The 21,439-nt window shown below is 72.3% G+C and carries 15 protein-coding genes; 10 read left to right on the top strand and 5 right to left on the bottom strand.

Annotated elements, in window-relative coordinates; genetic code table 11:
* Nucleotides 1-1,001 precede the first annotated feature (1,001 nt).
* The gene (locus tag ACFV61_RS18615) at nt 1,002-2,384 is read right to left on the bottom strand and encodes an MFS transporter (RefSeq protein ID WP_380492732.1); all 1,383 of its coding nucleotides are present in this window, start codon (nt 2,382-2,384) and stop codon (nt 1,002-1,004) included.
* Between the two features lie 787 nt (nt 2,385-3,171).
* Here ACFV61_RS18615 and ACFV61_RS18610 point away from each other — a divergent pair.
* The 6 genes from ACFV61_RS18610 to ACFV61_RS18585 all read left to right on the top strand — a co-directional run bounded on the left by ACFV61_RS18610 (nt 3,172) and on the right by ACFV61_RS18585 (nt 15,180).
* A complete protein-coding gene (locus ACFV61_RS18610) occupies nt 3,172-9,180 on the top strand; it encodes an acyltransferase domain-containing protein (protein WP_380492730.1) in 6,009 nt (2,002 codons plus the stop codon).
* Entirely contained in the window at nt 9,177-11,003 is a 1,827-nt protein-coding gene (locus ACFV61_RS18605) for an amino acid adenylation domain-containing protein (RefSeq protein ID WP_380492728.1), read from the top strand. Before ACFV61_RS18610 ends, ACFV61_RS18605 begins: the two co-directional genes overlap by 4 nt.
* Before the next feature lie 59 nt (nt 11,004-11,062).
* Nucleotides 11,063-12,847: a beta-ketoacyl synthase N-terminal-like domain-containing protein gene (locus ACFV61_RS18600; RefSeq protein ID WP_380492726.1), complete on the top strand. Its 1,785-nt coding sequence runs from the start codon at nt 11,063-11,065 to the stop codon at nt 12,845-12,847.
* Nucleotides 12,844-14,082 carry a cytochrome P450 gene (locus ACFV61_RS18595; protein WP_380492724.1) on the top strand — a complete coding sequence of 413 codons (1,239 nt, stop codon included), beginning with the start codon at nt 12,844-12,846 and terminating at the stop codon, nt 14,080-14,082. Before ACFV61_RS18600 ends, ACFV61_RS18595 begins: the two co-directional genes overlap by 4 nt.
* A gap of 5 nt (nt 14,083-14,087) precedes the next feature.
* On the top strand, nt 14,088-14,783 hold the full coding sequence (locus tag ACFV61_RS18590) for a formyltransferase family protein (RefSeq protein WP_063346318.1): 696 nt from the start codon (nt 14,088-14,090) through the stop codon (nt 14,781-14,783).
* 172 nt (nt 14,784-14,955) lie between these two features.
* Nucleotides 14,956-15,180: a holin gene (locus ACFV61_RS18585; protein ID WP_063346317.1), complete on the top strand. Its 225-nt coding sequence runs from the start codon at nt 14,956-14,958 to the stop codon at nt 15,178-15,180.
* Between the two features lie 18 nt (nt 15,181-15,198).
* Here the strand turns inward: ACFV61_RS18585 and ACFV61_RS18580 are convergent, their stop codons facing one another.
* Genes ACFV61_RS18580 through ACFV61_RS18570 form a run of 3 tightly spaced genes read right to left on the bottom strand, consistent with a single transcriptional unit; the run spans nt 15,199 to nt 15,784 of the window.
* A complete protein-coding gene (locus ACFV61_RS18580; RefSeq protein WP_380492722.1) occupies nt 15,199-15,390 on the bottom strand; it encodes a DUF397 domain-containing protein in 192 nt (63 codons plus the stop codon).
* Nucleotides 15,387-15,578, bottom strand: coding sequence for a DUF397 domain-containing protein (locus ACFV61_RS18575; RefSeq protein WP_380484437.1), 192 nt, complete (start codon nt 15,576-15,578; stop codon nt 15,387-15,389). Before ACFV61_RS18575 ends, ACFV61_RS18580 begins: the two co-directional genes overlap by 4 nt.
* Nucleotides 15,575-15,784 carry a DUF397 domain-containing protein gene (locus tag ACFV61_RS18570; protein WP_380484435.1) on the bottom strand — a complete coding sequence of 70 codons (210 nt, stop codon included), beginning with the start codon at nt 15,782-15,784 and terminating at the stop codon, nt 15,575-15,577. Before ACFV61_RS18570 ends, ACFV61_RS18575 begins: the two co-directional genes overlap by 4 nt.
* A gap of 393 nt (nt 15,785-16,177) precedes the next feature.
* On the opposite strand from ACFV61_RS18570, the gene ACFV61_RS18565 reads away from it, so the two are divergent.
* Nucleotides 16,178-17,497: a cation:proton antiporter gene (locus tag ACFV61_RS18565; RefSeq protein WP_380492719.1), complete on the top strand. Its 1,320-nt coding sequence runs from the start codon at nt 16,178-16,180 to the stop codon at nt 17,495-17,497.
* Nucleotides 17,498-17,618: 121 nt separating this feature from the next.
* On the opposite strand, the gene ACFV61_RS18560 is transcribed toward ACFV61_RS18565, so the two are convergent.
* Nucleotides 17,619-18,344: a TetR family transcriptional regulator gene (locus tag ACFV61_RS18560; protein ID WP_380338671.1), complete on the bottom strand. Its 726-nt coding sequence runs from the start codon at nt 18,342-18,344 to the stop codon at nt 17,619-17,621.
* Nucleotides 18,345-18,518: 174 nt separating this feature from the next.
* Here ACFV61_RS18560 and ACFV61_RS18555 point away from each other — a divergent pair, with 174 nt between their 5' ends.
* The 3 genes from ACFV61_RS18555 to ACFV61_RS18545 all read left to right on the top strand — a co-directional run bounded on the left by ACFV61_RS18555 (nt 18,519) and on the right by ACFV61_RS18545 (nt 21,405).
* The gene (locus ACFV61_RS18555; RefSeq protein WP_380492718.1) at nt 18,519-19,715 is read left to right on the top strand and encodes an FAD-dependent monooxygenase; all 1,197 of its coding nucleotides are present in this window, start codon (nt 18,519-18,521) and stop codon (nt 19,713-19,715) included.
* Entirely contained in the window at nt 19,712-19,879 is a 168-nt protein-coding gene (locus tag ACFV61_RS18550) for a hypothetical protein (protein WP_380492716.1), read from the top strand. Before ACFV61_RS18555 ends, ACFV61_RS18550 begins: the two co-directional genes overlap by 4 nt.
* Before the next feature lie 158 nt (nt 19,880-20,037).
* Complete coding sequence (locus ACFV61_RS18545; protein WP_380492714.1) at nt 20,038-21,405, top strand: M64 family metallopeptidase; 1,368 nt, start codon at nt 20,038-20,040, stop codon at nt 21,403-21,405.
* Nucleotides 21,406-21,439 lie beyond the last annotated feature (34 nt).

Genomic DNA, 21,439 nt, shown 5'->3' with positions numbered 1-21,439 from the left:
GCAACGGGGTGCTGGAGTCCGAAGCCGCGGCGGCACCGGGACTGTTGCCGTGACCTGATGTAAGGAGAACCTAACCGACCCTCGCGGGCAGCCCAAGGGCGCTTTTTCGCCGCGTCGGAAACGGTGAGATCACGGGATGATCTCGCTCTCCGTGAACGAAGCGCGATGCCGGCCCGGCCGTGCGCATCTCGTGTGATTGGTGGGTGTGAAGAGGGGGAAGGGACTGTGAATGATCACAATCTCCGTTGCGGCTCGCGGCAACCTGGCGGCCCGTCCGCGCGGGACCGCCGCTCCCCGGCTCATCGTCGACTGAACTAGCGAGGTGAGCCGGGATGTTGGCGTGGGCAACCGCCCGCTCCGGCAGGCCGCCCCGTGCTTCTCGGGCCTGCCGTCCGCCTCCTCGGCCGCTCTCGGTTCGGCGGCCCCGGTGCGATCGGCCCTGCTGCTCTGGTCGCGCACCGGTGATGGTCGCGGGCGGCCTGATGCCGTCGGGTGACGTGACGACAGTCGAGGGAGTGATGCAGATCAGCAGATCAGCAGGAAGGCTTCCCACTCCTCGGTGGCGGCGCCGGTGCCCGGCTCGGACGCGGCTCAGGGATACGGGTGTGGGTGTGGGCGTGCAGGGGGCGAGGGCCGGGCCTGCCGTCCCCTCCAGTCCAGGAGGCCGGGAGGGTCGCCGACGCCTCGATCGCCTTGCCCCGTCCGCACAGCCAGCTGCCGTCGCCGCCGGGGGCGGCCCAGCGCGGGATGTCCGGCGCGCTCCGCGCCCTCATCGCCTCCGGCCACGATGGGGTTCGAGCAGGCAGGCGGCAGCTGTTGTGCGCCGATCTCCGAGCGCGGCCTGATCGGCGAGCTTCGTACGGCCGCGCTGGTCGGTACGAACGTGCTGATCACGCGGTTCTTCGCCGCGGACGGCGCGCCGCCTTCAACCTCGACCGCGCACTGGGCCGACACGGCAGCGCCCGGCCGGGCGCGGGCCGGCCGCCGGTCGGCCGGGGCCCTCAGGCCTTCCGTCGCACGGCGATGACCGCCGCGCCCAGGACGCACGCGCCGGCGGCGGTGAGGTAGGCGAGGTGGTAGCCGGTGAGCTGGTCCGTGCTGGTCGCGGCGACCAGCACCATCACCGCGACGCCCGCACTCGCGCCGATCTGCTGCGCCACGACGTTCACCGCCCCGGCGACGGCGTGCTGCCGCGCCGGGACTCCGGTGAGCCCGGCGGACGTCATCGAGGGGAAGTTCAGGCCCTGGCCGATGCCGCTGAGCACCAGGCCGGGCAGCACGTACGGCACGTAGCCGCCGTCGTGCGGTGTGCCCAGCCACAATGCGGCGCCCCCGCCGATCAGCACGAGGCCGACCGCCATCAGCGTGCGCGGGGTGAACCGGGCCAGCAGGCGTCCGGTGGCGAAGTTGGCGGTGAGGAACACGGCCAGGGACATCGGCACCAGCGCGAGACCGGACTCGAACGGGGAGTAGTCCAGCATCCCCTGGAGGTACAGCGGCGCGAAGAACAGCAGCCCGACCGATCCCATGTACTGGAGGAACGCCGCCAGGCTCGCGGCCCGGACGGACCTGATCCGGAAGAGGCCGAGCGGAAGCACCGGGTCGGCGGTGCGGTGCTCGCGCACGACGAACAGCACCAGGGAGGCCACCGCGGCGCCGAGGACGATCCATGCCGTCGCCCCGTCACTGCTCACGCCGACGATGAGCAGGGTGAGGCCGAGCGTGCCCGTGATCGCGCCGGGCAGGTCCAGCCGGCCGCTGTGCCCGGCGCCGCCGGGCAGTCCGGCGCGGGTCGCGGCCAGTACGGCGAGCCCGAGCAGCACCGAGAACCACAGCACCGAACGCCAGCCGAGGAACTGGGTCAGTACGCCGCCCAGCATCACCCCGCCGCTGAAGCTCGCGGCGCCGACCGCCGCATACACGCTGAAGGCCCGGTTGCGGGCCGGACCGGCCGGAAACGTCTCGGTGAGCAGGGCCAGCGCGGCCGGGCCCGACAGGGCGGCGCCGATGCCCTGGACGGCGCGCGCACCCAGCAGCACCGCGGTGTCCGGAGCCAGCGCCCCGACCAGCGCGGACACGGTGAACAGGGCGACCCCGACCTCGAACACCCGTCGTCGGCCCAGGACGTCGGCCAGTCGGCCGCCCACCAGCAGGAAGCCGGCGAACGTGACGGCGTAGGCGGTCATGACCCACTGGAGCGTGGTCTCGTCCAGGTCGAAGCGCGCTCCGACCGACGGCAGGGCGGCGTTGAGGACTCCGAGGCCGCTCACGTCCAGGGCGAGCGCCCCGGCCAGTACGCCGAGTGCCAGCCCCGGCCGGAGCGCCGGCTTGACCGCGGTGTCGGTGGTACCGGTGGTACCGGTGGTGCCGGTGGCGTCCGTCATGCGGGCCTGCCGTCGACGTCGCGGCCGGTGAGCCCGGCTAAGGAACGGTCGGCACGGGCTGACGCCGCATCAAGGTTCTCAACTGCCATGGGGGTCAGCTTGCATGGGTCGCTCAGCCGCTGTCTACCCCCGTCGCGTGCCGGTGGGGCGCGCCTTTCGCGGGGTCGTGCGCCTATCCCGGCCGGGGCGCGGTGATGCGGGGGCGCCGCCGAGTCGAGGTGCCATTTCGGACCGCCGACGGCTCCCACTCGAACCGGACACTTGGAGATCAAATCTCGCCACTGCCTCAACCAGCCCTCGAATGGCGCTTGTCTCACCATTAACAAACTGGCACTCTGCTGTCCGCCGGTCGGATTAGCACTGACGATCCATTTTGCCTCAATCAGCATACTCGTCGCGCTTGACCAAATGGACCTTGGAGCCCATCGACAGTAGCCGTGCAGGTGAAGATTCCGCGTACGCGATCCTGTCGTCGATGCACTCGCGGACCGATGTGACCCAGAGACGCCCGTGATTTCTCCCGCGGTGAGAACGAGCTGCGCCGCCAGCTGAAACAGCGGTACACGAACGGGAGTTCTCGCCCGCCGTGAACGTGGGGATCGGAAACGCCGATCTCATCCGCATGCCAACCGTCGGCCCCACCCAGGAACTTGATGCGGCGAAGGGGACCCTCCGCGTCATGAGCCGCCCCCCGTATCCGGCTGCCCGGGTGCGGACCGCCCCCCCCTGACCGGTCGGCCGTGAAGCTCCACCCGTCCATTCCATCCGCCCTGTTGAGGGAGTCGCCGTGCCCCGAGAGCGCGCAGCGCGAGACATTTCCGCCGTAACGGATTTCCTGCTTTCCCGTGTTGTCGAGCTGCTGGACGTGTCCGCGAGCACGGTGGACCGCTCGGCGCCGCTGCACCGGTACGGACTGGACTCGCTGAGATCGGTGACCCTCGCGGCCTCGCTGTCCGAGTTCCTCGGCTGGCAGGTCCCGGCCACCTGGATGTGGCAGTACCCGACCGTCGACGGGCTGGCGCGTGCGCTCGTCGACGGTCCGCGTGCCGCGGAGCCCGCCCCGGCCACCGAGCGCCGCCGCCTGCCTTCGCACGAGCCCGTCGCGATCGTGGGCATCGGCTGCCGGTTCCCCGGCGGGCCGGACCCGTCGTCGTTCTGGCAACTGCTGGTCGAGGGCGGCGACGCCGTCGGGCCGGTACCGGCCGCGCGACGCGAGCTGCTGAACGACAGGGTGCGCTGGGGCGGCTTCATCGACGGCATCGACCGGTTCGATCCGCTGTTCTTCGGCATCTCGCCCCGCGAAGCCGTCCAGATGGACCCGCAGCAGCGCCTGATCCTGGAGCTGTCCTGGGAGGCGCTGGAGGACGCGGGCATCGCCCCCCACAGCCTGGTCGACAGCGACACCGGCGTGTTCATGGCCTCCTGTTGGGGCGACTACGCCGCCCTGGCGCACTACCGCGGCCCCGACAGCCAGATCACCCCGCACACCGCGACGGGCATGCACGACGGCATCATCGCCAACCGGGTCTCCTACGTCCTCGGCCTCCAGGGCCCGAGCATGGCCATCGACGCCGCCTGCGCCGGATCGCTGGTCTCGGTGCACGTGGGGTGCCAGTCGATCTGGCTGGGCGAGAGCGACCTGGTGCTGGCCGGCGGCGTGAACCTGAGCTTCGTCTCCGACTACTACACCGCCATGGACGCGATGGGCGCGCTCGCCCCGGACGGCCGCTGCAAGTCCTTCGACGCCCGCGCCAACGGCTACGTCCGCGGCGAGGGCGCCGGCGTCGTCGTGCTCGCCCCGCTGAGCGTGGCGCTGGAGCGCGACCTGCCGGTGTACTGCCTGATCAAGGGCAGCTCCTCCAACAACGACGGTCTGAGCAACGGCATGACGGCGCCGAACCCCCAGGCGCAGGAGAAGATGCTCCGCACCGCGTACCAGCGGGCGGGCATCGCACCGCACCTCGTGGACTACATCGAGTGCCACGGCTCCGCGACGCCCCTCGGCGACCCGATCGAGGCCAACGCCATCGGCGCGGTGCTGGGCGGCGGCCGTACGGAGCCGCTGCGGCTCGGGTCCGTCAAGTCCAACGTCGGGCACCTGGAGGCGGCCGCCGGCATCGTCGGCCTGGTCAAGCTCGCGATGTCGATGCGCAACGGCGTGCTGCCGCCGAGCCTGCACTACAGCGCGCCGAACCCGCAGATCATGTTCGACGAGTACAACCTCACCGTCCAGGACCGGCTGACGCCGTGGCCGCGACGCTCCGACGCCCGCCGGGGCGGCGTCAGCTCGTTCGGGTTCGGCGGCGCGATCTGCCACGTCGCCGTCGAGGAACTGCCGCGCCCCGAGAGCTCGCTGCTCCTGCTGGCCGCGGACTCCCGGGAGGCGCTGGCCGAGCGGGCCCGGGCGCTGCGCGACGAGAGCGACCTGCGCGAGCTCTGCCGCCGGACGCCCGGCGACGGCCCGTTCCGGCTCGCGGCCACCGCCCGCGACATGCCCGAACTCCGCTCCCAGCTGGACGCCTTCGGCAGCGGGGCGAAGGCCGCCGGGCTGAGCGTCGGGGAGCGGACCGGACGCAGGCCGCGGGTGGCCTTCCTGTTCTCGGGCAACGGCTCGCAGTGGGTGGGCATGGGCCGGCAACTGCTCGCCGGAATGCCCGTGTTCCGCCGGTCCATGATGAAGTCCGACCGGCGGATGCGGGAGCTGCTGGGCTTCTCGCTCGTCGAGCAGCTGATGTCCCCGGACGGCCGCATCGACGACATGGACGTCTTCCAGCCGCTGCTGTTCTCCCTCCAGGTCGCGCTGGCCGAGGCCTGGCGCTCGCTGGGGGTGGAGCCGGACGTCGTCGTGGGGCAGAGCGTCGGCGAGTTCGCCGCCTCCCACATCGCCGGCGCGCTCGACTTCGACGACGCCTCCCGCCTGGCCGCCCACCACGGCCGGCTCCTCCAGCAACTCGCGGTGGGGCGCGGCGAGGGCATCGTGGTGATGACCGCCGCCGACGAGGTCGAGCCGTACCTGACCGGCCGGCTCACCGTCTCCGGCCACAACGGCCTGAACTCCACCCTGGTCACCGGCACACCGCAGGAGATCGACGACCTCGTCCAGCGGCTGACCGCGGCGGGCGTCACCAACCACCGGGTCCGGATGGGCCACGCCCCGCACTCCCCGCTGGTCGACCACGTCCTCGCCCCGCTGAAGGTCGAACTCGACGGCATCAGGCCCCGGACCACCCGCATCCCGATGATCTCGACGGTCACCGGCGAACGCGTCGACGGCGCCGAGCTCGGGCCGGACTACTGGGCGGACAACCTGCGCCGGGAGATCCGGGTGGTCGACGCCCTGACGAACCTGCGCGACCACGACGTCGACGCGGTGATCGAGATCAGCCCGCACCCCGTCCTGCTCAAGTCGGTGTCGGAGATCCTGACGGCGACCACCCTGCCCTCGCTGCGCCGCGGCGCCGACGAGGCCTCGACCCTGCTCGGCTCGCTCGGCGCCCTGTACACCGCAGGCCTCCCCGTCACGGCCCACCCGTTCCTCGCGGGCGACCGCGGGCGGCACGTCACGCCCGGCCGCAGCGACGCCGCCGCCGACGAGCAGGTGCACCTCGTCCCCGTCACCGCCCGGACGGCCGGCGCGCTGACCGACACCTGCCGCGAGCTGTCCAACCACGTCGAACGCGACGCGGGCCTGCGGGTCTCCGACCTCGCCTACACGCTCGCCGCCAGGCGCACCCACCACAACCACCGGATCGCCCTGTTCGCCCGCAACCGGCAGGACGTCCTGGACGGCCTCGCCCGGGTCGCCGCCGGCCAGCCGCACCCCGACGTCGTCACGGGCACGGTCTCCGGCAACGTCGACCGGCGGGTCGCGCTGGTGTTCTCCGGCGGCGGCACCCAGTGGGTCGGCATGGGCCGCGAACTCCTGCGCTCGCACGCCGGCTTCCGCACCTGGATGACCGCCTGCGACGCCGCCGTGCGCGCGGCCGGCGGCTGCTCGGTGCTCGACCAGCTCGCCGCCCCGGCCGACGAGGCCAGGTACGAGGAGATGGACTTCCAGCAGCCCGTGCTGTTCGCCCTCCAGGTCTCGCTGGCGAAGGCCTGGCTCGGACTCGGCATCCAGCCGACCGCCGTCGTCGGGCACAGCCTGGGCGAGGTCGCGGCCGCCTGCGTGGCCGGCGCGCTGTCGCTGGAGGACGCCGCCCGCGTGGTGGTCGCCCGGTCGCACCTGCTGGAACGCAAGGCCGCCGCGGGCGCCATGATCTCCGTCGACCTGCCGGAGGCGGAGCTGCTGCCGCGGCTCGCCCCCTACGCCGCGCACGCGGCCGTCGCCGTCGTCAACAGCCCCACCAGCGCGGCGGTCTCGGGCTCGCCCGAAGCCGTCGACGCCCTGGAGGCCGACCTCAAGCGGGACGGCATCTCGACCCGGCGGATCCGGGTCGAACGGCCGGTGCACAGCCCCGGCATGGACCCGCTGCTCCAGCCGCTGCGCGCGGGCATCGACGGCATCACCCCGCTGACACCCGGCATCGACTTCCACTCCACGGCACTGGCCGACACGGTCAACCCGGTCGCCGACGTCGACTACTGGGTGCACAACCTGCGCAACCAGGTCCGGTTCGCCGAGACGATCGGCGCGCTGGTCGACCAGGGCGTCGGCACCTTCATCGAGATCGGCCCGCACGAGACGCTGCGCGGCGCGGTCGAGGAGATCGCGCTGACCCGTGGCGCCCAGGTGCACGCGATCAACTCCCTGCGGCGCGACGAGAGCGACGTCCGCTGCCTGCTGGGCGCCGCCGCGTCGCTGTACGTCAGGGGCCTGCCGCTGACCTTCGACCCGCTGTTCGCCGACGACGTCGAGGTCGTGGAGACGCCGCTCGTCCAGTGGCAGAAGGACCGCTACTGGATCGACACCGAGCCCCGCCCCGCCCGCGCGACGGCCCCGGCCGCCGAAACCGTGGCCGCGCCCGTGGCCCGTGTGGTGGAGGAGGAGCAGCCGGCGGAGATCCGGCCGGTGGCGGAGGTCGTCCTCGCCGAGCTCGCCGACGCGCTCGGCGTGCCGGTGAGCAGGTTCGACGTGAACGCCAGCATGCTCGACTTCGGCCTCGACTCGATGCTGGCGATCCGCCTCGTCAACAGGCTGCAGTCGCTGTTCGGGCACCGGGTGTCGCCGGTGGTGTTCCTGGACGGCCGGCCCATCTCCGAGGTCGTCGGCCACTTCGTCGGGCTCACCGCCGGACCGGCCGCGCCCGCGACGGCCGCGCCCGTACCAGCAGCCGCGCCCGCCCCCGCCCCGACCCCCGAGGCCGAGCCGGACCGGACGTACCTCGACGAGCTGTCCGAACTGGACGCCGAGGAGCTGGTCGACGAACTGGACGCGCGCGGACTGCTGGAGGCCACCGACGCCCCGGCCCTGGACCAGCTGCGCGCCGACGGCCTCGGCCTCGCCCTGGCACCGGCCTCGCACGGCCAGGCCTCGCTGTGGTTCATGCAGATGGTCGCGCCGGACGCCGTGCCCTACAACTTCATGGTGACCGCCCGGATCCGGACCGCCGTCGACGAGAAGGCCCTGGAGCGCGCCGTCCAGGCCGTGATGGAGCGCCACCCCGCCCTGCGCACCCTCTTCGTGGAGGCGGGCGGCAGCCCCTACCAGGTCATCCTGGACGAACCGGTGTACGAGTTCGTCGTGGCGGACGGCACCGACCTGGACGACGAACAGGCCCGCGAGGAACTGGCCCGCTACGGGCACGAGCCGCTCGACCTGGACAACGGGCCGCTGGTGCGGATCGTCCTCATGACGCGCGGACCGGCGGACCACTACCTGCTGGTGCTCGTCCACCACATCGCGTCGGACGCGGCGTCGGCCGACGTCATGATCCGCGAACTCCAGGAGTACTACGAGGGCGCCGACCCCGCCGACAGCGCGCCGGTCGCCCCGTACACGGAGTTCGTCGAATGGGAGCGGCAGTGGCTGGCCGGCCCGGCGGCCGGCGCGGCCCTGGACTGGTGGTCGCAGAAGCTGGCCGACCCGCCCGCCCACCTCGACCTCTCCACCAAGGAGCGGCCGCCGGGCGTCACCTACGAGGGCCGCGACCTCGCCTTCCGCTGGAACGCCGAACAGACCCGCCTGCTACGGGAGTTCGCGGTGCGCGAAGGCGTGTCGATCAGCACCGTCGTACTGGCCGGGTTCTTCGCCACGCTCAACCGCGCGGTCGGCACCGAGGACGCCGTGCTGGCCACCGCCATCGCCCAACGCGCCGAACCCGGCTGGGAATCCGCCATCGGCTACTACCTCAACACCGTGCTGGTGCGGGCGAACCCCGCCGGTGACCGCAGCTTCCGCGAACTGCTGCGCGAGGTCCACGCCTTCTCGCTCGGCCTCCTGGAGCACATGAACTACCCCCTCGACCTGCTGGCCTCCCAGCTGCGGCCGCCGAGGGCCGAGGGCCGCTCCCCGTGGTTCGACGTGGTCGTCAACTGGCTGTCCTCGGACGCGTTCCCCCGGTCCGTCAAGCTCTTCCACGGCATCGGCGACACCATCACACCCGACGGCGCGCTGCCGCTCGAACCGCTTCAGGTGCGCAGGCACCTCGCCAAGTTCGACCTCGAAATCTCGATGGCCGACATCGACGGCGAGGTGGCCGGCCACGTCCAGTTCAAACCGAGCTACCTGGAAAGGCAGACCGTGACGGCACTGCTCGCGCTGTACCGCACCGTGCTCTTCGACGCGATCGCCCAACCCGACCGGGCCCTCGGCGACTTGACGCCGACCGGCCTCCCCGAGGAGACGGACCAGTGACCGAGACCCTGCACTCCGCGTTCGTCGAGCAGGCGCTCAAGAACCCCGACGCGACCGCCGTCTACTCCGACGCCGGCGTCCTGACCTACGGCGAACTGAACGAGCGCTCCCGGGCGTTGGCCGAACGGCTGGTCGCCGACGGCGCGGGCCCCGGCGTCCCGGTCGGCATCTGCGTCGAGCGCACCCCCGACCTGCTCGTCGGCATCCTGGCGGCCCTGCGCGCCGGATCCTGCTACCTGCCGCTGGACCCGAACTACCCCGCCGACCGGCTGACCTTCATGGTCCAGGACAGCGGGACCCGCCTGCTGCTCACCACCCCCGCGTCCCGGGCCAGTTGCCCGCCCGGACCGACCGTGGTCGTGCTCGGGGAGAGCGTGACGACCGAGCCCGGCGCGAAGCCCGTGCCGGTCGTGCCCGGCGACACCGCGTACGTCATCTACACCTCGGGCTCCACCGGCAGGCCCAAGGGCGTGGCCGTCCGGCACAGCGGCTGCGTGGCGATGCTCGCCGAGATGGACCGGGTGCTCGACGGCTGCGACCTGAGCGGAGTCTCGGCGGCGAGCTCGGTCTGCTTCGACCTGTCCGTGATGGAGATCTTCAACGCGCTGTGCCGCGGCGGCGCCGTCGTGCTCGTCGAGAGCGCCGTGCACCTGCCGGAGAGCCGGTACGCCGACAGGATCACCCACCTGAACGTCGTCCCCTCGGTCATGAACAGCCTGCTCGACGCCGGAGCCCTGCCCCCGAACGTGCGCACCGTCGTGTTCGGCGGCGAGGCCCTGCGCCGCAAGCTGGTGGACCGCACCTACCGGGAGACCAGCGCCGACCGGGTGTTCAACGCCTACGGCCCCACCGAAGGGACGGTCTTCTGCTCGTTCGGGCCGGTGCCCGAGGACGGGACCGACGAACCGACGATCGGCCCGCCGACGACCAGCGACCGGGTCTACGTGCTCGACGAGCAGCTGAAGCCGCTCCCGGCCGGCGAGCCCGGCGAGCTCTACCTCGGCGGCGCCGGCCTCGCGCACGGCTACGTCAACCGGCCGCGCACCACGGCCGAACGCTTCGTGCCGGACCCGTTCCGCAACGGCGAACGCATGTACCGCACCGGGGACGTCGTCAAGTTCACCGACGACGGCGAACTCCGCTTCCTCGGCCGCACCGACCACCAGGTCAAGCTGCGCGGCTACCGCATCGAACTGGAGGAGGTCGAGGCCCGGCTCACCGGCTGCCCCGAAGTCCGGGAGGCCGCCGCCGTCGTCCGGGGCAACCGGCTCGTCGGCTACGTCGTGCCCGCCGCCGACGACGCGCCGGAAGGCGGCCCCCGGCTGGACACCGCGCTCCAGAGCGCCGTCACCGGCAGGCTCGCCGTCGAACTGCCCGACTACATGGTGCCCGCGACGCTCGTGGTCCTCGCCGCCCTGCCGCTGGGGCCGGGCGGCAAGCTCGACCGCAACGCGCTGCCCGAGCCGCCGGCCGCCGACACCGGCGGGCCCCTGACGGCCGCCGGCACACCGACCGAGGTCGCCCTGTCGGAGATCTGGGGCCAGCTGCTCGACCTCGAACCGTCGAGCATCGACGTGCAGTCCGCCTTCTACGACCTCGGCGGGGACTCCCTGCTGCTCATCCGCCTCGCCCGGCTGATGACCCGGCGCTTCGACCGCCGCGTCCGGGTGCCCGACCTCTTCAGCTTCCGCGACATCTCCTCCCTCGCCCGCTGGCTCGACGACGAGAGCGGCGCCACCCCCGAGGCGGTCCAGTCCGCCCGTGCGCGCGCCAACACCCGCCGGGCCGCGCTGCGCGGCCGCGGCGGCGCCACCGGCCGCTGAACCACGAGCCGCTGAGTCTGCTGAGCCACCCTCACTCGAAACGAAGCAGGAGCCTCCCCATGACCGACAACCCCGAGCAGGACTACGACCCGGGCGACGTGGCCGTCATCGGCATGTCCCTGCGGGCGCCCGGAGCCCGCACCAAGGAACAGTTCTGGGACAATCTCGTCCACGGCCGGGAGTCCGTGTCGTTCCTGGCCAAGGACGACATCCACGTCGACGAGACCCTGATCCACAGCCCGTTCTACGTGCGGGCCTGCGGCGTGCTCGACACGTACGACAAGTTCGACCCGTCGGTGTTCGGCATCAGCGACCGGATGGCGGCCGCGATGACCCCGGAGAACCGGCTGTTCCTGGAGAGCGCCTGGGAGACGCTGGAGGACGGCGGCTACGACCCGGACCGGCTCCAGGCCGAGATCGGCATGTACGGCGCCAACAACCCGCAGACCGCCGCGCTCTACAGCTCCCCGCCGGACCGGGTGTCGGTCGGCCCCGAGGCGATCGAGGCCAGCCTGGCGTGGTCGCCGGACACCATGACCTCCAACGCCCTGTACTACATGGGGCTCATCGGCGAGGCCGTCACCGTCGCCGCCGTCTGCGCGGGCTTCCACTACGCGGTCCACCTGGCCTGTCAGTCGCTGCTGCTCGGCCAGACCGACCTGGCGATCGCCGGCGGCGCGATGGTCCGCCTGCCGCACCCGCGCGGCCACCTGTGGGAGGAGAACCGCATCCTGTCGAAGGACGGCCACTGCCGCCCGTTCGACGCCAACGGCACCGGCACCGCGCTGTCCAGCGGCGTCGTCACCGTGCTGCTGAAGCCGCTGGGCCACGCCGTCGCCGACCGCGACCACATCTACGCCGTCGTCAAGGGCTCGGCCGTCAACAACAACGGCGTCAGCGCGATGGCGTACGGCCTGGCCCAGCCCGAGCGGCTGAGCGCCTGCATCGCCAACGCCATGGAGGTCGGCGGCGTCACCCCGGACACGGTGTCCATGTACGAGGCCAACGGTCTCGGCCTGCCGATGACCGACGAACTCGAAGTGCACGCGGCGACCATGGCGTTCGGGAAGCAGACCGCGACCACCTCGATCGGCGGGGTCAAGGGCAACGTCGGCCACGGCGGCGTGGTCTCGGGCGGCTTCGGCGCGATCAAGGCCGCGCTGGCCCTGCACCACAAGACGCTCCCGGCGACGATCAACCTCACCGAGGTCAACCAGGACCTCGACTTCCCCAGCACCCCCTTCGTGCCGCAGATCGAAGGGGCGCCCTGGGAGCCGCAGGCCGGCATCCGCCGCGCCGGCATCACCTCGATCGGTGGCGGCGGCTACAACGCGCACCTGCTGCTGGAGGAGGCGCCGACGGCCGCCGGGCGCGCCCCCGAGGACGAGGGCCGGCCGCGGCTGGCCACCCTGTCCGCCCTGGACGACGACGCGCTGGCCCGGCAGCGTACGCGGCTCAAGGAGCGGCTGGAGGCCGACTCCGACCTGCGCCTGGACGACGTCTGCTTCAGCCTCAACCTCGGCCGCAAGGTGATGGCCCGCCGGTGGGCGGCCGTGGTCCGCAGCCGCGCGGAACTGATCGCGGCGCTGTCCGACGACGCCGCCCGCGGCCCCGCCACCACGACCGCCGCCGCCCCGCAGACCGACCCGGGCTCCTTCTCCCGCACCGACAACGGGATCGTGCCCTCCGGCCAGGACGAGCGGGCGCTGTCCGAACTGGCCGCCGCCTGGGTGACCGGCCAGCAGGTGGACTTCGACGCCCTGCACCGGGGGCAGGCCAGCCACCGGGTGCCGCTGCCCACCTACCCGTTCCAGCCGCGCCGGTTCTGGCGCACGGACTGGTGACCATGAGCACGACGGCACCGGACACCGTGGACCTGGGCGACCCGGCCACCTTCGCGGACCACGACCTCGACGGGTTCTGGCGCACCCTGCGGGACACCGCCCCCATGCACTGGAACCCGCCCGTCGACGGCCGCCGGGGATTCTGGGTGCTCTCCCGCCACGACGACATCATGGCCACCTACCGGGACAACGCGAACTTCACCTCCGAGCGCGGCAACGTCCTCGTCACGCTCCTGGAAGGCGGCGACGCCGGGGCCGGCCGGATGCTGGCCGTCACCGACGGGCCCCGGCACCACGAACTGCGCAAGATCCTCCAGCGGGTGCTCTCGCCGAGGGTGCTCGACGAGGTCGCGCAGACCGTCCGCGTCAACACCCGGCAGTGGATCCGCGAGGCCGTCGAATCCGGCGGCTGCGAGTTCGCCGAGGAGATCGCCAGCCGGATCCCGATGACCACGATCTCGAACCTGCTCGGCGTGCCCGAGCAGGACCGGGACTACCTGCTCAGCCTGACCAAGACCGCGCTGTCGGCCGAGGACGAGGACGTCGACGAGGTCGACTCCGAGATGGCCCGCAACGAGATCCTGATGTACTTCATGGACGTCGTCGAGGAACGGCGCGAGTCCCCGGGCGACGACGTGATCAGCATGCTGATCGGCAGCTCCATCGACGGCGTGCCGCTGTCCGACGAGGACGTCGTGCTCAACTGCTACAGCCTGATCATCGGCGGCGACGAGACCAGCCGGCTGACGATGATCGACTGCGTCCACACCCTCGCCGCCCAACCCGAACAGTGGCGGCGGTTCAAACACGGCGAGGTCGCGGTCGAGACCGCCGTGGACGAGGTGCTGCGCTGGGCCTCGCCCACGATGCACTTCGGGCGCAGCGCCGTACGGGAGACCGAACTGCACGGCGTCCGGCTGCGCCCGGGCGACATCGTCACGCTCTGGCACGCCTCCGGCAACCGCGACGAACGGGTCTTCGCCCGGCCCGGGGCGTTCGACCTCGGCCGCACCCCCAACAAGCACCTGGCCTTCGGCTACGGCCCGCACTTCTGCGTCGGCTCGTACCTGGCCAAGGTGGAGATCGCCGAACTGCTCACGGCCCTGCGGGACTTCACCACCGGATTCGAGCAGACCGAGGAGGCGCTACGGATCCGGTCCAACTTCCTGACCGGGTTCTCCACGATGCCGGTGCGGTTCCAGCCCGACCACCGCGGACTGAAAGAGGTCGACTGATCCGGATGAACATCTACATGTCAGGACAAGGGGGATTCGCGGTCGCGGTCGCGGAAGCCCTACTGGACGACGGGCACAAGATCGTCGGCGCGGCCGCCCCCCGGCTGCGCAAGGGGAAGTCCGACGAGGGCGACGCGATGTGCTGGGACCGCCTGCGCTCCTGGGCGTACCACAAGGACGTCCCGTGGACGGACTCGGCCGAACTGCGCGCGCGACACATCCCGGACGGGGTCGACATCATCGTCGCCGCCCACTCGCACGCCTTCCTCGGCCGCCAGACCCGCGCCCGGGCCGCCGTCGCCACCATCGGCTACCACCCCAGCCTGCTGCCGCTGCACCGCGGCCGGGACGCCATCCGGTGGACGATCCGCGACGGCGACAAGGTGACCGGCGGAAGCGTCTACCACCTCACCGAACGCACCGACGCGGGCCCGCTCGCCGCCCAGGAGCACCTGTTCGTGCCCCCGGGCTCGACCGCGCAGAGCCTGTGGCGCGACCACCTGGCACCGCTCGGCGTGCGACTGCTCCTCAAGGTGGTCGCCGACCTCACCGCGGACCGGCGGATCGAAGTCCCCCAGGACGAGAAGCTGGCCACCTGGGAGCCCGCGATGGGCGCGCCACCGCTGTTCAAACCCGAACTCATCGCGCTGCCAGGCACGGTGCAGGTCGACAGCAGCAAGTGGGCGCTGCACGACGGGTGACAGCCAGGCGGTCTCTGGAACCCGGCGCCCCGCACACCACGCGTGTGCGGGGCACCGGACTGGTCGCCGAGCCCGTCGTCGGAACTCGACAGCGTGAACGTGTACACCAGGGACGGCAATTCCGAGCGCCCCCCGTGTACCTCTGCACCTTCACCGCGAAGGAGTCCCGACCATGCGGAAGTTCATCATCGATCTGGCCGAACGCACCGTCGCCACCTACGCCGTGGCATTCCTCGGCCTGCTGCTGGCCGACGGATTCGACCTGACGTCGATCGGCGCGTTCAAGGCGGCGGCCGTGGCGGCACTGCCGGCCGCGCTGGCCGTGGTCAAGGGAGTGGCCGCGACCTTCGTCGGCGACCCGAACTCGGCAGCCCTGCTGGCCCGCCCCCACGAGTAACCGGCCCGGCCGGGTGCACTAAACCGGGAACTCGCCCTCGCGAACAGCCGCGACGAAGGCGCCCCATGCGGGGGCGGGGAAGGCGAGGGTCGGGCCGTCGGGGTCTTTGGAGTCACGCACGGGCACGCGGCCGGGGAGGCCAGAGGCGACCTCGACGCAGTCGCCACCGTCCGGACCGCTGTAGCTGCTCTTGCGCCAGGCCAACTTCATGCCGGGAACTCCCCGTTCTGGACGGCCGCGACGAAGACGTGCCATGCCGGGTCCGGGAAGGAAAGGACCGGACCATCGGGATCCTTGGAGTCACGCACGGGCACGAGGCCGGGGTACCCGTGGGCCACCTCGATGCAATTGCCGCCGTTGCCCCCGCTGTAGCTGCTCTTGTGCCAGAGCAGCTTCATACGGGGAACTCGCCCTCGTGAACGGCCGCGACAAAGGCTTGCCATGCGGCTGCAGGGAAGACGAGGGTCGGGCCGTCGGGGTCCTTGGAGTCACGTACGGGGACGAGGTCGGGGAACCCGGGGGCCACCTCGATGCAGTCGCCGCCGTTCGTGCCGCTGTAGCTGCTCTTGCGCCAGCTGGCCGCGTCGAGCTCGTTCTGCATCATCTCCGAACCCTTCCAGCGCCTCGGTGATTTGCCGCACCCGATCGCGGAGCTCGCGGTCGGTCCCCGCTTGATCTTCCGTCGTGCCATCACTGCCCCCTGCTGTACACCACGTGCTCAACACGCGTATCTGGGCGCCACCGTACCTCCGCGTTCCGATCATCAGTATCGGAAAGCGATCTTTTGCTTGCACAGCGTCACGCCGCGCGCCCTTCGTGCGCCCCTGTCCGCCGGTCCGCCTGGTCAGGGCGTGAGGGTCCGGGTCGGGGCGCGGTGGGGGAGCCGCGCGCCTGCGACACGCGGGGAACGCTACGTCGACGAACGGGTCCTTCCCGATAATGCAGGGGCCGCGTCACCGGGCCGCGCACGCCCCCGTTCCCAGGAAGGCGCACGACCATGGAAGGCTCCTCCTCGACCGCGCTGGCCGACATCGCGACCATCCTGCTGATCGGACTCGTCCTGTCGCCGCTGCGCACCTGCCTGCGCCAACCGGTGGTGGTCGGCGAGATCGCGGTCGGGGTGATCCTGGGGCCGAGCGTCCTCGGGCTGCTGCCGGGCGACCTCCCGCACGTCCTCTTTCCGCCCCAGGTCCGCGAGCATCTGTCGGTGATCGCCCAACTGGGCATCGCGCTCTTCATGTTCGCCGCCGGCTGGGAACTCGACCTGAAGCAGCTGAACGGGCGGGTCCGCACCGTGGTGGCGGTCACCGCGGCCTCCGTCGCCGTGCCCTTCGCCCTCGCGGTCGCCCTGGCGGCGGTCCTCGCGGCCAGGTGGCCCCACCTCATCGGTACGGAGACGTCCCCCGTGCTGCTGGCCGTGTTCCTGGGCATCGCGCTGTCCGCCAGCGCGCTGTCGGTGCTCGCGCGCATCGTGGGGGAGAACCAGCTGCAGACGACCCGCACCGGGGCCATGGCCACGGCCTGCGGGGCGCTCACCGAGATCACCGCGTGGTGCGGCGTCGCCTGCGTCGCCTCCGCGGCCCGGAGCGGCGGCTCGGACCACGTCCTCCTCGCGTTCGCCGAACTCGCCTGCTACGCGGCGGCGATGGCCATCGTGGTCCGCCCGCTGCTGCGGCGCCTGCTGCGCCGGCCGACCCGCGCCGACGGGCATCCCCTGCTCGTCCTGCTGACCCTCGGCAGCGGGATCCTGCTGTCCGCGTGGACCACCTCGTGGCTCGGCATGCACGCCGTGATCGGCGCCTTCGCCTTCGGGCTGGCCATGCCGCGCGACGCCGCCGAGGAACTGCGGCACGCCGTCGAGGTGCCGCTGCGCCACGCGGGGGCGCTGCTGGTGCCGGTCTTCTTCGCGCTCACCGGGCTGTCCGTGGACATCGGCGGGCTGGGCTTCGGGAGCCTGGTCGCGGTGGTGGTGTTCCTGGCCGTCACCTGGGGCGGCAAGTTCGCCGGCGCCAGGCTGGGTGCCCGGCTGATCGGCGTGCCGCGCGGCGAGGCCACGACGGTGGCGGTCCTGCTCAACACCAAGGGCCTCAGCGAGGTCCTCATCCTGACCCTGGGCCGTGACCTGGGCATCATCGGCGACCGGCTGTTCACTGTTCTCCTCGTCACCGCCTTTGCCGCGACCCTGCCCGTCAACCCGCTCGTACGGCGCCTCATCCGTGCTCCTGGCGCTGCTGCCCCGGTCGGCGTCGCGGCTCTGCCCCGTCAACAGCAGGACACCCCCGCGAGATCGGACATCGAGGAGGCCAGGGGAACGTGAGCACTGGCGGGGTGGAGACTTCCTGCGCCTGTCCCACCGGCACCACCGCCGAGATGGCCGCCACTGTCTCAATGAAGTCTCATTATTAGCCGCTGCCCGGCGGCCGCCCTCGTGTCTCCGGCTACGTCGGCAGGTGGCGGTAGACCGTCGCCCGGGAGACTCCGAGCTCTGCCGCGATCTGCTCGGCGGTGCGGCCGGCCGCGTGCAGGCGCCGGGCGGTGTCGACCATCGCCGGGCTCATCGCGCTCGGCCGGCCGCGCCGTTCAGCGCCGCCGCGCCCGGGGCCGGCCGCGGCGGGGGGTTCGGGGCCGTCCAGCAGCCGGTGAACTCCGGCCAGGATGCAGGCGCGCAGGTCCTCGGGCGGGGCGTCGGCGAGCAGGATCACCGGGTCGGAGAGCATGGCGATCGTCTGGGCGGCGCGCACCCGGGCGACGAAGTCCGGGTGGGGCCCCGCCACCAGGACGTTCGCGCGCAGCATTCCGTCGCGGAACCGCGTGAAGCCCGGACCCGAGAGGCCCGGCGCCGCGTCGTACAGGCTCATCCGCAGCAGGTCGCGGTGGCGCAGCCAGACGTCGAGCAGCCCCTCGATCGCCGCCCAGCGGGCTGCGGTCGGATCCGGCGGCCCGGTGGGCGCCAGCGCGGCGTCCAGGTCGTCCAGCATCGGTTCGATCAGCGCGCCGAGGATGTCCGCCTTGCTGGGGAAGTGGTACAGCACCGCGGCCTTGGTCACGTCCACCCGCTCGGCGATCCCGCGTACCGAGGTGGCGTGGTAGCCGTGCGCGGCGAACTCCTTCAGGGCCACCGCGAGGATCCGTGCCCGGGTGTCGGGGTTCTCGGCAGCAGTCATGTGGGGAGCCTAGTCGCTGCCCCTTGCCTGACCGGCGGTCAGGGCGTAGCGTCGAATTACTGACCGATGGTCAGTCCGGGGGTGCCGACGTGACCGCTGACCGGCGACGGCTGCCGCGAGTCGGCCTGGCCGCGATCAGGCGACGACGATCAGGCGATGACAGAAGGAGCGTCCGTGAACGCCTCGACCAAGACGGCCGATCGCACCGTGCTGATCTCCGGGGCCGGCATCGCCGGACCGACGCTCGCCTACTGGCTGGCCCGCCACGGCTTCCAGCCGACCGTGGTCGAGCGGGCCGTGGCCGTGCGCTCCAGCGGCAGCCCGGTCGATGTCGCCGGCCGCGCGATGGAGGTCGCCGAGCGGATGGGGATCAGGGACCGCCTCCGTGCGGCCGCCACCCAGGTGACCGGTGTGGGCTTCTACAACGCCGCGGGCCGCCGGGTGGGCAGGATCGACCTGCGCGGCCTGTCGGGCGCGGCCCAGGCCGACACGGTCGAGCTGCCGCGCGGAGATCTCGCCGCGATCGTCCACGAAGCGAGCCGGGACGACGCCGAGGTCGTGTTCGGCGACTCGATCGCGAGCCTGAGCCAGGACGAGGCGGGTGTCGACGTCACCTTCGAGCACGGCCGCCCCCGCCGCTTCGCCCTGGTGGTCGGCGCCGACGGCCTGCACTCCGCCGTCCGCCGGCTGGCCTTCGGCCCGGAGTCCGGGTTCGTCCGCCACCTGGGGATGTACGTGGCCACCATGCCGTTGGCCGGGGCGGCGGGCGACCTGCGGGAAGTGGCGATCCACAACGCGCCGGGCCGCGCCCTCTGCGTGCATCCCGGATGCGGCAGGCCGCTGGCCGCGTTCATGATCCGGTCCGCCGCCGTGCCGGACTTCGACCACCGCGACACCGAGCAGCACCGGCGACTGCTGACCGCCGCGTTCGCCCGGATGGGCTGGCGCGCGCCCGAGGTGCTGGCGCAGGTGCGCGAGAGCGAGGAACTGTACTTCGACGCGGTGAGCCAGGTCCGGCTGCCGCAGTGGTCGCGGGGCCGGGTCACGCTGCTCGGCGATGCCGCGTCCTGCGTGTCGCTCTTCGGCGGCGGCTCCAGCCTGGCCATGGCGGGCGCCTACAGCCTGGCCGAGGCCCTGGCCGCCGATCCCGCCGACCACGGCCCGGCCCTGGCCCGCTACGAGGCCGCGCACCGGGGGCTGGTGGACGAGGCCCGGCAGTCCGTACGAGCGGCCTTCGCGCTGCTCGTCCCGGCCGGCCGCGGCGGCATCCTGGCCAGGAACCTGGCCACCCGGCTGTCGCCGGTCGTGCTCGCGGCAGCCCGGGCCGGGAGTGTGCTCAAGTCCCGTGCCGCGCGCGGGGATTACTCATGACCGGGCCCGAGCTTCCCTCCTTCGTCCGGCTGCGAGCAGGCGGCATCGTACGAGCGGACCTCACCGGCCGCCTGGCCGTCGTCGACCACTTCGAGGACGCCGTCACCACCGTGGCGGCAGCCGGTGTGAACCGTTCGTGGGGGACCGGCCGTATCCACCGGTGAGGTGGCGACCGGGCGATGTCGCCCAGTCAGCTCGGTCCTGGTGCGGCCGTGTTGGCGAGGGGCGGCGGTGTCACGGCGCGGGACCGTGCGGCACCGCGCGTCATGTCCCGGAAAGCTCGCCACCGGCCCTCGTGCCCGTCGATTTCGGAGAAACTCCTTTGCGCAACAGCAGGTTCACCTCGGTCCTCCTGGCCGGCGTCACGACGCTGGCGGCCCTCGCCGTCGGCGTCGGCCCGGCGGTCGCCGCCCCGTCCGAGCCGGTCGCCATTGCCGCCTCCCCGGACGCCTCCCCGGACGCCTTCCCGGACGCCTTCCCGGGCGACCAGGACGTCGAGGTCTTCGCCGAGGACGGCGCCATCAGCCGGACCAAGGTCCCTGCGGCGTCCCCCTTCGTCGCCGAACAGTCCATGAGCGCGGCCGCTGCCGGGGCTGCCGCCGGGGACGGCGCCGTCACGAAGGTCGTCAACAACGGGAGCACGGACAGCAAGCTGGACGTGGTCATGATCGGCGACGGCTACACGGCCTCGGAGCAGGACAAGTTCCGCAAGGACGCCGCGGCGAAGTGGAAGGACATCAGCGCCGTCGAGCCCTACGCCACCTACCGCAAGCTGTTCAACGTGTGGGCCGTGGGCGCCGTCTCCGAACAGTCGGGCGTCTCCGGGGACCCGAAGCAGAACACCGTCCGCAAGACCGCCCTCGGCTCGCACTTCTGGTGCAACTCCATCGAGCGGCTGCTGTGCGTGGACATCAAGGCCGTCGACGCCTACGCCGCCAAGGCCCCGCAGGCCGACCTCGTGATCGTCGTCGCCAACACCGCCAAGTACGGCGGCGCCGGCTACGGCAGCACCCAGTCGCCGCTCGGGTACGAGGGCATCGCCACCGTGGCGGGCGGCAACAGCGCGTCCGGCCAGATAGCGGTGCACGAGACCGGCCACTCGCTGGGCAAGCTCGCGGACGAGTACTGGGCCGATGGGGCGGGGCCCTACAAGGGCGCGGAGCCCACGCAGCCCAACATCACCACCCTGAGCGCCGACCGGATGCGCCAGGACAAGACCAAGTGGTACCGCTGGCTGGGCAAGACCTCGCCCGACGGCGGCACCGTCGGCGCCTACCAGGGCGGCAGCAACTACCCGTCCGGCCTGAACCGGCCGACCGACAACTCGGTGATGCGCTCCCTCGGCCGCGAGTTCAACCTGCCCGGCCGCGAGGCGATGATCGCCGGCTTCTACCGGCACGCCTCCACCCTCTCCAGCGCCACGCCCGTCACCACCCGGCTGACCGCGACCGACCGCCTCACCGTCGACCTCCCGGTCTCCGGCACCAAGCTGCGGTGGTACCTCGACGGCAAGGAGGTGACGGCCCTGCGCGACCGCAAGACGATCGCCGTCTCCGACCTCGGCCCCACCGGCCCCAAGCCCGCCGCCCACGAGCTCAAGGCCGTCGCGAACGACCCCACCTCGGCTGTCATCGACCCGGCCCTGACCCCGGCGCTCACCCGCAGCCTGGTCTGGAGCGTCACCCGCTGACCACGGGGCGTGGCCCCTCGCGTCCGGCTGGGAC

The organism is Kitasatospora sp. NPDC059817 (genome assembly GCF_042731835.1).
Classification (GTDB): Bacteria; Actinomycetota; Actinomycetes; order Streptomycetales; family Streptomycetaceae; genus Kitasatospora.
This window is presented reverse-complemented; position numbering and strand designations above follow the sequence as displayed.

Excerpts from the sequence above, each read along its gene's own strand:
- ACFV61_RS18565 (WP_380492719.1), top strand. The coding sequence starts at position 16,178 with ATGGAAGGCTCCTCCTCGACCGCGCTGGCCGACATCGCGACCATCCTG.
- ACFV61_RS18585 (WP_063346317.1), top strand. The coding sequence starts at position 14,956 with ATGCGGAAGTTCATCATCGATCTGGCCGAACGCACCGTCGCCACCTAC.
- ACFV61_RS18590 (WP_063346318.1), top strand. The coding sequence starts at position 14,088 with ATGAACATCTACATGTCAGGACAAGGGGGATTCGCGGTCGCGGTCGCG.
- ACFV61_RS18570 (WP_380484435.1), bottom strand. The coding sequence starts at position 15,784 with ATGATGCAGAACGAGCTCGACGCGGCCAGCTGGCGCAAGAGCAGCTAC.
- ACFV61_RS18575 (WP_380484437.1), bottom strand. The coding sequence starts at position 15,578 with ATGAAGCTGCTCTGGCACAAGAGCAGCTACAGCGGGGGCAACGGCGGC.
- ACFV61_RS18550 (WP_380492716.1), top strand. The coding sequence starts at position 19,712 with ATGACCGGGCCCGAGCTTCCCTCCTTCGTCCGGCTGCGAGCAGGCGGC.
- ACFV61_RS18600 (WP_380492726.1), top strand. The coding sequence starts at position 11,063 with ATGACCGACAACCCCGAGCAGGACTACGACCCGGGCGACGTGGCCGTC.
- ACFV61_RS18615 (WP_380492732.1), bottom strand. The coding sequence starts at position 2,384 with ATGACGGACGCCACCGGCACCACCGGTACCACCGGTACCACCGACACC.
- ACFV61_RS18580 (WP_380492722.1), bottom strand. The coding sequence starts at position 15,390 with ATGAAGTTGGCCTGGCGCAAGAGCAGCTACAGCGGTCCGGACGGTGGC.
- ACFV61_RS18560 (WP_380338671.1), bottom strand. The coding sequence starts at position 18,344 with ATGACTGCTGCCGAGAACCCCGACACCCGGGCACGGATCCTCGCGGTG.